Annotated in this window: 5 protein-coding genes; 3 read left to right on the top strand and 2 right to left on the bottom strand. The window is 68.2% G+C overall.

Features of this window, described 5'->3' with window-relative positions:
- Positions 1-21: 21 nt before the first annotated feature.
- The 3 genes from HNP98_RS03995 to HNP98_RS04005 all read left to right on the top strand — a co-directional run bounded on the left by HNP98_RS03995 (position 22) and on the right by HNP98_RS04005 (position 6,683).
- The gene (locus tag HNP98_RS03995; protein ID WP_173808762.1) at positions 22-1,584 is read left to right on the top strand and encodes a hypothetical protein; all 1,563 of its coding nucleotides are present in this window, start codon (positions 22-24) and stop codon (positions 1,582-1,584) included.
- Positions 1,585-1,813: 229 nt separating this feature from the next.
- A complete protein-coding gene (locus HNP98_RS04000; RefSeq protein WP_173808763.1) occupies positions 1,814-5,230 on the top strand; it encodes a TonB-dependent receptor in 3,417 nt (1,138 codons plus the stop codon).
- Positions 5,231-5,420: 190 nt separating this feature from the next.
- Positions 5,421-6,683 carry a glycosyltransferase gene (locus tag HNP98_RS04005; RefSeq protein ID WP_173808764.1) on the top strand — a complete coding sequence of 421 codons (1,263 nt, stop codon included), beginning with the start codon at positions 5,421-5,423 and terminating at the stop codon, positions 6,681-6,683.
- Between the two features lie 11 nt (positions 6,684-6,694).
- Here the strand turns inward: HNP98_RS04005 and HNP98_RS04010 are convergent, their stop codons facing one another.
- Positions 6,695-10,252 (bottom strand): DUF7948 domain-containing protein, encoded by a 3,558-nt coding sequence (locus tag HNP98_RS04010; RefSeq protein WP_173808765.1) that lies wholly within the window; start codon positions 10,250-10,252, stop codon positions 6,695-6,697.
- 153 nt (positions 10,253-10,405) lie between these two features.
- Positions 10,406-11,170, bottom strand: a complete 765-nt coding sequence (locus HNP98_RS04015) for a creatininase family protein (RefSeq protein WP_173808766.1) — start codon at positions 11,168-11,170, stop codon at positions 10,406-10,408.
- Positions 11,171-11,194: the final 24 nt, after the last annotated feature.

Below are 11,194 nucleotides of genomic sequence, written 5' to 3' on the forward strand. Positions count from 1 at the left end.
CGGTTTACACCATCCCTTTTTATGAAAAAGAATACGCTTTCGCTGGGCTTCGTGGCCGCGCTGCTGCTCGGCCTGGCTTCTTGCCAACCCCAGGACATTACGCCCGCTCCCAACGCGGCCCCCAATGGCGGCACGGGCACCGGTACCGGTACCGGTACCGGCTCAACCAATACCGCGCCCGTCGTAGCGGTGCAGGGCGAAATCACGACCAATACCACCTGGACGGCTGCCAACCAGTACTTGCTGCAAGGCTACGTGTACGTGCGCAGCGGGGCCACCGTCACCATTGAGGCGGGCACGCTCATCAAGGGCGACAAGGACTCCAAGGGCTCGCTCATCATCGAGCCCGGGGCCAAGCTCATCGCCATCGGCACGGTGGCCAAGCCCATTGTCTTCACCTCCAACCAACCCAAGGGCGCGCGCAACTACGGCGACTGGGGCGGCGTGATTCTGTGCGGCAACGCCCCGGTGAACACCGTGGTGAACGGCGTGAAGCCCCAAGTGGAAGGGGGCCCCACCACCCGCTACGGCAGCGCCGACCCGACGAACACGGCGGCCGTGGCCGACAATTCCGGCACCTTGCAGTACGTGCGCATCGAGTTCGGCGGCGTGGCCTTTTCGCCCAACAACGAAATCAACGGCCTGACCCTGTGCGGAGTGGGCAACGGGACCACCATCGACCACATCCAGGTTTCGTACTCCGGCGACGATTCGTACGAGTGGTTCGGCGGCACGGTGAACGCCAAGTACCTGGTGGCCCACCGCGGCTTCGACGACGACTTTGACACCGACAGCGGCTTCTCGGGCAAGTTGCAGTTCCTGGTCAGCCTGCGCGACCCGTTGGCGGCCGACCAGTCCGGCTCCAAGGGCTTCGAGTCCGACAACGACGCCAACAACACCGACAATACCCCCAAAACCAGCGCCGTGTTCTCCAACGTGACCCTGGTGGGGCCCCTGATTAACCCCAGCGGCACGGGCGGCATCAGCTCGCAGTACGTGGCCGGCGTGCACATCCGCCGCAACTCGGCCATTAGCCTGTTCAACTCGGTGGTGATGGGCTGGCCGACCGGCGTCCTCATCGACGGCACCAAAGCCGGGGCCAACGTGGCCAGCGGGGCCCTGGCCATCAAAAACACCATCGTGGCGGGCTCCCCCACCGGCTCCAACTCCAAGGGCGGCCAGAAGGACGTCATCTACATCGCCGGGGCCGGCGGGGCCGGCAGCCTTACCCCCACCAACACGATGAGCGCCGACTCCAGCGCCTTCGGTACGGCGGTGGGGCCCCTGACGTGGCTGTTCGCGTCGGCCAACGCGAACCGTAAATACAGCACTTCGGACGCCGTGCGCCTGCTCAACCCCTTCAACCTGACCTCGCCGAGCTTTCTGCCTTCCTCCACGTCGCCCATCGTTTACAACGGCACCACCAGCACCCCCGCCGTGGCCGCCAGCTTCGCCGACGCCAAGGTGAGCGATGCCTTCTTTACCAAAGTCGCCTACGTCGGGGCCTTCGCCGGCACCGGGGCCACCGCCGATAACTGGACGGCCGGCTGGACGAACTTTGACCCCCAGAATACGAACTACTAGGCCAATAGGCCAACCCCTCCCGCCGCTCGGGGCCGCGGGAGGGGTTTAGCAGCCGAACCAAGGCGGTGGCACCACGAACGCAAAGCGTGAATATTTGATGAATTAATGGGTGGGGAAGGTTATCAATAAATTAACCTTGTGTTAATAACACAACGATTAAGCAATATCGATTCCTGAAATCAGCCAAAGGCGGGTCGGAACTTTGTGTCCGAAACCAACCCCGCATTTTATGCTCCCCAACCGTACTGTTTTCTTTCGCGGCCTTTTGCTCGTGCTGCTGGCCTGGACGACGACAATTGCCCGCGCCCAGGTGACCACGTCCGCCCTTAGCGGCAAGGTGACGTCGGACAAAGGCGAAGACTTGATTGGCGTGACGGTGGTGGCCACCAACGTGGGCACCGGCACCAAGCGCGGCACCGGCACCGAGCTGGACGGCCGCTTCAACATCCCGAACCTGGCCCCCGGTGGGCCCTACAGCGTGACGGTGACCTACGTGGGCTACAAGGACCAGACCGTGGGCGGCGTGTTTCTGACCCTGGGCAACACCACCCGCCTGAACGTGGTGCTCGTGACCGAGGCCCAGCAGCTGAACGAAGTGGTGGTGGTGGGCAACACCGAAGCCACCAAAACCGGGGCCGGCACCAACGTGGGCCGCGCCGCCATCCAGCAGCTGCCCACCATTTCGCGCAGCATCCAGGACTTCACCCGCCTCGACCCGCGCAACTCGAACAACTCGTTTGCCGGCACCTCGTTCCGCTACAACAACATCACCCTCGACGGGGCCGTGAACAACGACGCCATCGGCTTCTCGCCCTCGCTGGGCGGGCAGGGCGGCACCAGCGGCCTGCCCGGCAGCTCGGCCCGCGCCAACCCAATCTCGCTCGACGCCATCCAGGAAATCCAGGCCCAGGTGGCCCCCTTCGACGTGAAGCTGGGCAACTTCACCGGCGGCTCCATCAACGCCGTGACCCGCTCGGGCACCAACGATTTCCACGGCTCCCTCTACGGCTTCGGCCGCAACCAGGGCATCACGGGCACCAGCATCGACGGGGCCAGCACCAAAATCGGCTCCGCCTACCACGACTACCAAACCGGCCTGCGCCTCGGGGGCCCCATCATCAAAAACAAGCTATTCTTTTTCGTCAACGGCGAAATTGCCCGCCGCAACGAGCCCCAGTTCTACGCGGCCGGCACGCCCGGCTCGCCGGTGTCGGTGGGCCTGGCCCAGGCCATTGCCGCCGACGTGCAGACGAAGTACAACTACAACGTGGGCGACTACGGCGACTACAACATCTACGCGAACAGCGACAAGATTTTTGGCCGCATCGACTGGAACGTGAACGACAAGACCAGCGTCGCGCTGCGCCACAACTACGTGAAGTCGGAGGCCACCAACCTGGAGCGCTCCAGCAGCCTGTTCAAGTTTGGCTCGCAGGACTTCGTGCAGAACAACCTGCAAAACTCGACGGTGCTGGAAGTGAAGTCGAACTTCACCAACAACCTCTCCAACAACCTCATCCTGGGCTACACCGACATCAAAGACTACCGCACGCTGCTGGGCGGGCAGGCCAACGTGTTCCCGTACGTGCAGATTAACAACGTGGGCCCCAACGCGGCCAACGGCTACCTCGGCTCGAACCAGATTTTGCTGGGCTCGGACCGCGAGGCGAGCATTTTCAACACCCGCACCAAGACGTTTGAGATTACCGACAACGTCACCTTCTACACCGGGGCCCACGCCCTGACGCTGGGCACCCACAACGAGCTGTACAAGATTGACTACGGCTTCATCAACTCGTGGAACGGCCGCATCGAGTACAACAACGTGTCCGACTTCCTGGCCGACCAGCCCAACCGCATCCGCGGCACGTTCCACCTCGGCGACAACAGCTACGACTACAACTACAACAACCCGTCGGCCTCGTTCAACATCAACCTGTACTCGGCCTATTTGCAGGACGAGTGGACCATCAGCGACCGGTTCAAGGTAACGCCCGGCATCCGCTTCGACCTGACCTCGCTGCCAACCGCGCCAGCCTTGAACACGGCCCTGGTGAACAACCCGACCAACGACGCCCACACGCTCAACCAAACCTACCAGCACACGGCCTGGTCCGACCTGCAAAACAACATTTTCGGGCAGGTGCAGATTTCGCCCCGCCTGGGTTTCAACTTCGACGCCAAGGGCGACCAGAGCATCGTGCTGCGCGGCGGCTCGGGCCTGTTCACGGGCCGCATTCCGTTTGCCTGGCTGGGCTACGCCTTCTACAACAACGGCGTGAACTACGGCGCCACGGACCTGAACAACATCCAGCGGGGTACCATTGGGGCCCCGGGCCAGGCGGCGGGCACCGGCGCGGGCACCAAGTACCTGCTCAACCAGGACCCGGGCCAGATTTATGCGCAGCTGCCGGCCTCGTCGCAGACCACCAAGGAAGTGAACCTGATTGACAACCACTTCAAGATGCCGCAGGTGTGGCGCTCGTCGCTGGCCCTCGACCTGAAGCTGCCCGGCGGCGTGCGCGCCTCTGTGGAGGCCCTGTACACGAAGGTGCTCGAAGACGTGCGCTTCGAAAACATCAACCTGGTGGACGCCACCTCGCCGCTGCTGCTGGGGCAAAACAAGCCCAGCGAGACGCCCTACTACGTGGCCGCCCCCTTCCCGAACGCCACGGGCACCACCACCAACGCCACCAAGGTGAACACGGCCTTCTCGAACGCCTACTTCCTCACCAACACGCAGCAGGGCTACCGCTACCAGTTCACGGGCTCGCTGGGCAAGTCGTTCGCCAACGTGCTGGACGTGACGGCGGCCTACACCTACGGCGTGAGCAAGGACATCAGCAACGGCATCCGCAACTCGCCGGAAAGCAACTGGCAGCTGAACCCGGCCCTGAACTCGAACAACCCGGCCCTGGCCTACTCCAACTTCGACCTGCGCCACCGCGTGGTGGGCTCGCTGAACCTGCACCAGAACATCGGCGAGCGGTTCACCGGCTTCGTCACGTCGGTGCTGACCTTCGCCAGCGGCTTGCCCTACACCTACGTGTACAACAACAACTTCTACGGCGACGGCCAGCAGCAGGTGAAGCTGGCCTACATCCCGGGCAGCGCGGCCGACATCGTGCTGGTGAACACCGTGGCCAAGACCGTGAACGCCTCTGGCTTCGCCGTTGACGCTTCGGGGGCCCAGTACGCGGCCCTGAGCAGCTTCATTGACAGCGACCCCTACCTGAAAAACCGCCGCGGCCAGTACGCCGAGCGCAACGCCGCCCGCACCCCCTGGAACGACCAGGCCGACGTGCGCTTCATGCTGGAGGCCCGCCTGGGCAACCTCTCGCCCAACGCCGCCGGCGTGGTGGCCAGCGGCCACAGCATCCAGATTTCGTTCGACATCCAGAACGTGGGCAACCTGCTCAACAAGAACTGGGGCCGCCAGTACTTCGTGCCGAACACCTTCAACTCGACGCTGGGCGTGGGCCTCTCGCAGGTGGCCTTCGCCGACGCGGGCGGCAACCTCTCGACCACCTACAACGCCGCCACCTTCAACCGCGCGGCGTTCCAGTACAGCGCCCCGGCCACGTATTCCATCGACCAGCTGGCCTCGCGCTGGCAGGGCCAGCTGGGCCTGCGCTACTCGTTCTAAGCCTTCTGCCAAAACACGCTGCGGTTCCGGCCGCACTGGCAAAGCCGCCACTTCCCCAGGGAGTGGCGGCTTTTTTGGTGGCGGGTGGCCCCGGTGGTCGGTACCCGGCCGGCCCGCCGCGGCGAGTGCCAGCGTTACTTTGTGCCGTAACAACTGCCAGACACTAGCTACCACCAACCAAGTCCTGACCTTGCGCATCCTGCACCTGCCCAAGTGGTACCCCCACCGCTACGACGACCAGGACGGCGACTTCGTGGCGCGGCACGTGGCGGCCGTTGCGGCGCACGGCGGGCCGGGGGGCGGGCCGGTGGCGTCGGCGGTGGTGTTTGCGGCCGTGGCGCGGGGCCCCCTGCCCGGGCTCATCGCGGAAGAAGCGGACCTGGGCGGCCCGGTGCCCACCTGGCGCTACTACTACCGCGCCCGCCCCACCGGCTGGGGCCCCCTGGACAAACTGCTGAAACTGGGCCTGTGGCTGGCCTGCCAGCGGCGCGGGTGGCGGGCCGTGCGCCGGCACTGGGGCGGGGCCGGCCCCGACCTGGTGCACGCCCACGTGCTGCTGCGCACGGGGCTGCTGGCGTGTTGGCTGCGCCTGACACGCGGCATCCCGTACCTCCTCACCGAGCACTGGACGCTGTACCTGCCGGCGCGGGCGGCGGGCATCGGCTGGTGGCGGCGGCAGCTTACGCGGCTGGTGGTGCGGCGGGCGGGGGCCCTGCACACGGTGTCGGGGGCCCTGGCCGAAGCGCTGGCGGCGCTGGGGGCCCGGCCGGCGCGGGCGGCGGTTATTGCCAACGTGGTCGATACCGACCTGTTCCGGCCGGCCGCGCCCGGGGCCCCTGCGCCGGCCGGGGGCACCCTGCTGCACGTGGCCGCGTTTCACGACGCGGTGAAAAACCTCTCGGGCGTGCTGCGGGTAGTGGCGGCCCTGCGCCCGGCCTGGCCCGGCCTGCGGCTGCGCATAGCCGGCTACGGCCCCGACGAAGCCCGCCTGCGCCGCTACGCCGCCGGGCTGGGGCTGCTGGCCGACGGCACCGTGGCGTTTCTGGGCAAGCTGCCGCACGCGGCGGTGGCCGCCGAAATGCAGCGGGCCGCCGCGCTGGTGTCGTTCAGCCGGGCCGAAACGTTTGGGGTGGTGCTGCTGGAAATGCGGGCCTGCGGCCGGCCCGTGGTGGCCACCCGCACCGGCGGCGTGCCCGAGTTGTTTCAGCCCGAAAACGCCTTCGGCCTGCTCGTGGCCCCCGACGACGAAGCCGCCCTGGAAGCCGCCCTGGTCGCCGTGCTGGCCGGCACCGCCCGCTTCGACCCGGCGCAACTGCGGGCCGATGCCGACCAGCGCTGCGCCCCCGTGGCCGTGGGCGAGGCCTTCGGGGCGCTGTACCGGCAGGTGCTGGGCCCCGCGTGGCGCACTGCACCGGGGCCCGGCGTTGCGGCGTCAGTTGCTAAAAACGGGTAGCCAACAGCTACTTATTTCACCACTTCCAGCCAGCCTTTCACGCGGCGGCCGTCGGGATATTCGAGCAGGTAGTAGTAGAGGCCGGCGGGCTGGCCCGCGGCGGCCCAATCGTTGCGGTAGGCCGCGGCTTCGAACACCGGCTGGCCCCAGCGCGAGAAAATCTGGAGGCGGGGCGCGCAGCTGGCGGGCAGGCGGAAGGTCTGGTTCAGGCCGTCGCCGTTGGGGGTGATGATGTTGGGCAACGGGTTGTCGGTGGCCTCCACGGGGGCCAGGGCCACGGTGGTCTCGCAGCGGCCGTTGTTGTAGCGCAGGTGCGCCGTGGGCTGGTAGCGGCCCGCCGCGGCGTAGGTGTGCGTGGGGTTGGCGTCGGTGCTTTGGGTACCGTCGCCGAAGTCCCACTGCAGAGTGTAGGGCGGCGTGGGAACGTTGTAAGAAGGCGGGAAATTGCTGGTGGCCTTGAGCGTAAAATGCACATCGAGCGGCACCTGGTGGGCATCGGGGCAGGCCACGGGGGCCCAGGCGGCCGTGGGCACCGGCTGCGCGGCCACGCCGATGCGGAACCGCGCCTGGCTGTCGCAGCCGCCGGCTGTGCTCACGCTGTAATACACGTCGTAAAAGAAGCCCGGCGTGGGGTTGGAATCCGGCGGCAGGGTGAAGAAAAAGCCCGTGGCGAGCGAGCCGCTCACCCCGTACCCGGCCCAGGTGCCGCCCGCCGGGGTGCCGCGCAGGGCGAAGGGCCGGAAGCTGGCGGCATCGGGGCAGAGCAGCGTATCGGCCGGCACCTGGGCCGGCACGGGGGCGGGCACGGATACGGGCAGCGTGGCCTGGGTGCCGCACTGCCCGGCCGGCAGGGCGTACGTGAGCACAAACGCGCCCGCGCCGGTGGTGCGGCCATCGAAGTAGAAGCCCGTGGCCACCGAGCCGCTTACGCCGGGGCCGCTCCAGGTGCCGCCCGCCGGCGTGGCCGTCAGCAGCTGCGGCCCGGCCTTGGTGCTGCACACCGCCGGCAGCGGCGTCAGCACCAGGGCCGGCGTGGGCGTCACCGTTTCGCGCCGCGTCGATGTGGTGGAGCAGGCCGCCGTGCTGGCCGCCACGTAGGTGAGCACCTGGGGCCCCAGCAGCGCCGGGCCGGGGGTGAAAAAGAAGCCTGTGGCCACCGAGCCGCTTACGCCGGGCCCGCTCCACAGCCCGCCGGCGGGGCTGCCCACCAGGGGCAGGGGCCCGGCGGAAACGCACACGTCCTCGTCGGGGCCGGCCCGGGCCAGGTTGGGCTGGAAGTTGAGCACGAACGCCGCGTTGTTGCAGTTGGAGCTGCCGTTGACGGGCGAATACGTGTTGGCTCCCGGCGGAATGGGAAACCCGGTGTAGGAGCGGCACCCGCACACGGCCTGGTACACCACGCCGCGCGGGTCGAAGCGCGAGGTGCCGCCGTCCACGTGCTCGTTGCTGCTGCCGTAGAATGTGCCGTAGCCCAGGGCCCCCAGGCCGGGGGCAAACTGCGCCAGGTAAAAGCCGTAGCCCGAAGTGGTGGGCTGCAAGGCGTCGGGCGTCACGGGCAAGCCGGTGGTCAGCGAGCCGTCGTTGTCGCCCAGGTACGGGTACCCCCCGTACCGGTTTGTGTTGTCAAACCCGCCCCAACCGCACACGAACACCCGGTCGCAGCGGTCCACCAAAAACGCCGTGGGCACCAGGTCCACCACGGCGCGGCCGCTGCCGAACACCGTGGCCAACTGCGTCCGGCCCAGGTCGGCGCTGAGCTTGTGGATGAACTGCCGGCCGTTGGCGTTCCGGTACAGGCCGGGCGTGGTGGGGTAGGCCCCCAGCGTCTGGCCCAGCACGTACACCCCGCCGTCGGCCCCCAGCTGCACAAACTGCGTCTGGTCGTAGGCGCTGGTGCCCAAGTAGGTGGTGCGCAGCAGCGCAGTGCCGTCGGCGCTGAGGCGGGCCACGTAGCCGTCCACGCCGCCCTGGGCGGCCGGGTTCAGGGCCCCCGCGGTGGCCGGCAGGTCGGGGCTGAGGGTGCCGCCCGCCACGTACACCTCGCCGCTGCCGGGCGCTATTTGCAGCGAGTAGGCCGCGTCGGAGGCGCTGCCGCCCAGGTAGCTGCCCCAGAGCAGCGCCGTCAGGCCGGGGTTGAGCTTGCACACCACCCCGTCGGAGGTGCCGCCCCGGTAGGCGCTCTGGAAGCCGCGCGCGGCCGGAAAATCGCGCGACGACGTGCACGAGGCCACGTACACGTTGTCGGCCGCGTCCACCTCAATGTCGCCCCGAAACGGGTCGCCGTAGTTGTGCGCCAACTGGGGCGCGGTGCTCGCGACGTCCAAGGGCAGCAGGCCGTCGGTGCCGGTGCCGCCCAGGTAGGTGCTGCCCAGCAAGTTCGCGCCGTCGGCACTGAAGCGGCTGATAACCAAATCGGAGCCCCCGGGCAGCCCGGTGTATGAATAGACGCCGTCGCCCAGCGGGTCGGCCGGGGCCCCGCCGCCGAACGTGCGTTGCAGGGCCCCCGCCGTGGTCGGAAAATTTGCCGAGCCCGTGCTGCCCAGTACCAACAGTTCGCCGCGGCTGTTCACCACCAGGCTGTGCGGGAAATCGGCCGCGTTGCCGCCCAGGTACGTGGCCCAGGCACGCGCCGCCGGGCCGGTAGCCGCCACGTTGTACTTGATGAGGGCCATGTCGCATACCTGGCTAAAGGAGGTCTGAAAAGCCCCCGGGCTCACCGGGTAGCCGGGGCTGAAGGCGATGCCGCCCGAGTACAGGTTGCCCTGCGCGTCGTAGGTGGCCGTGAAGCCCCAGTTGTCGCCCAGCGCGCCGGTGTAAGTGGCAAACACCACCGTCGGGTCGATGGTCAGGGCCCGCTGGTGGTCGTAGGGCCCCAGCACGAAACGCGCCACCGCGCCGGTTAGCGCGTAGCGGCAAGCCACGGGCTGGCGCTGGCCTTGGGCATCGGTTTGCCAGGCCTGCGGGGCCAGCTCTTCGAGCGTGCCGGCGCTGGTTTGCACTTGCAAGCGGCCGTCGGGGGCCAGGCGCACGGCGTCGGCCCCGGCCACGCGCACGCCAATGGCGGCCGCGTCGGCCCCGGGGGCCACCTCAAAATCGTATTCCAGCCGCTGCTGCGCGTTTTCGTACACCCGCGCGTCCACGCCCGGCCACAGCCCGGCGTAGCGCAGCTGCTGGTAGCCGCGCACGTCGCGGGCCCAGTGCGCGGCGTCGGCCCCCAGGAAGTAGTTGCGCCGCTCGGCGGTGCGGGTTTCGGCGGTGAGGCGGGCCGGAGCCGCGCCCTCGAAGTGCAAATCCAGGGCGTGGGCCCGCACGGGCGCTTCGCCGGCCGGGTGGGTGCGGTGGCCGGGCAGGTCCACGTCGCTGAACAGCGCAAACCGCAGGCCGTCGGCTTCGGCAAACAGGCGGCCGCCGGGCACGGCCGCCGCGTAGCGGGCCGGCGCGGCCCACTGGCCCTTGTTTTCGATGAATTCGAGGGTGGGCGCGGGGGCCGCGTTGGCCTTGTGAGCGGGCGCGGCGCGGGCCAGGGGCCCCAGCAGCGCAAGGCCCAGGAGCGTAAAACGTGTTTTCACAGGATGGTTGTCGGGAACAGTTACCGCAACTGATAAAGATAGGGCTGCCAGGCCGCAACGGGCAAAACGGGTCCCGGCTAATCTTTGGCCTGTCCCGCCTGCCGTTGCCGCTCCGGCCGGGCTCCGCAGCGAAATGCCGCCGCGCCCGCGGCCCTACTCGTACAAGTCGTGCGGGTCGGCGGCGGCCAGCTCCACCAGAAACTGCCCCAGCTCAGCGGTGAGGGCCTGTAGAAACGCCGCGCCTTTGGCGGCCGTGGCTGCTGCGGGGTTGCCCGCGCCCGTGTCGGCCGTTACCTGGCTCCAGGCGCGTTGTGCCCAGGCCCACTCCCGCAGGGCCCGGGGGCGGAACCGCTTGGTGGTCCCCGGGCCGGCCTCGGCCAGGGGGCGCACCAGGTGGGGCGCGAGGTGCAGCATCATGCTCGTCTCCATCTCGTCGGCGTGGTCGCCGGGGGCCTCAAAAAACTGGCTCCGGTCCACAATGTGGAACAGGTTGGCGGTGCACAAGAACACGGCGGGGAACTCGGCTTGCAGCTCGCGCAGGATTTGCCGGAAGTCGTTGCCGCCGTGCCCATTCAGCACCAGCAGCTTGGGGAAGCCCTGGCGGGCCAGCACCCGCACCAAGTCGCGCAGCACGGCCAGTTGGGTGCTCGGGTTCAGGTTCAGGTCGAGGGCGATGTCGAGCTGGCCGGTGTTCACCCCGAAGGGCACGGTGGGCAGCACCACCACCCGGGCCCCCTGCTCCCAGGCCAGCCGGGCGGCTTCGGCGGCCACGTAGTCGCACTGCACGTTGTCGGTGGCGTAGGGCAGGTGGCGGTTGTGGGCCTCGGTGGCCCCCCAGGGCAGTACCACCACCTCGAAAGCGCCGGCCAGCACGGCCGGCCAAGTGGTTTCGGCCAGAATGTAAGGACGCGGGCTCATCGGAAACGGAAGAAAATGGTCGTG

Source organism: Hymenobacter caeli (genome assembly GCF_013294115.1).
In the GTDB taxonomy this organism is placed as follows: domain Bacteria; phylum Bacteroidota; class Bacteroidia; order Cytophagales; family Hymenobacteraceae; genus Hymenobacter; species Hymenobacter caeli.

Bases quoted from the DNA above. Each gene is read 5' to 3' on its own strand.
- HNP98_RS03995 (WP_173808762.1), top strand. From the start codon at position 22: ATGAAAAAGAATACGCTTTCGCTGGGCTTCGTGGCCGCGCTGCTGCTC.
- HNP98_RS04000 (WP_173808763.1), top strand. From the start codon at position 1,814: ATGCTCCCCAACCGTACTGTTTTCTTTCGCGGCCTTTTGCTCGTGCTG.
- HNP98_RS04015 (WP_173808766.1), bottom strand. From the start codon at position 11,170: ATGAGCCCGCGTCCTTACATTCTGGCCGAAACCACTTGGCCGGCCGTG.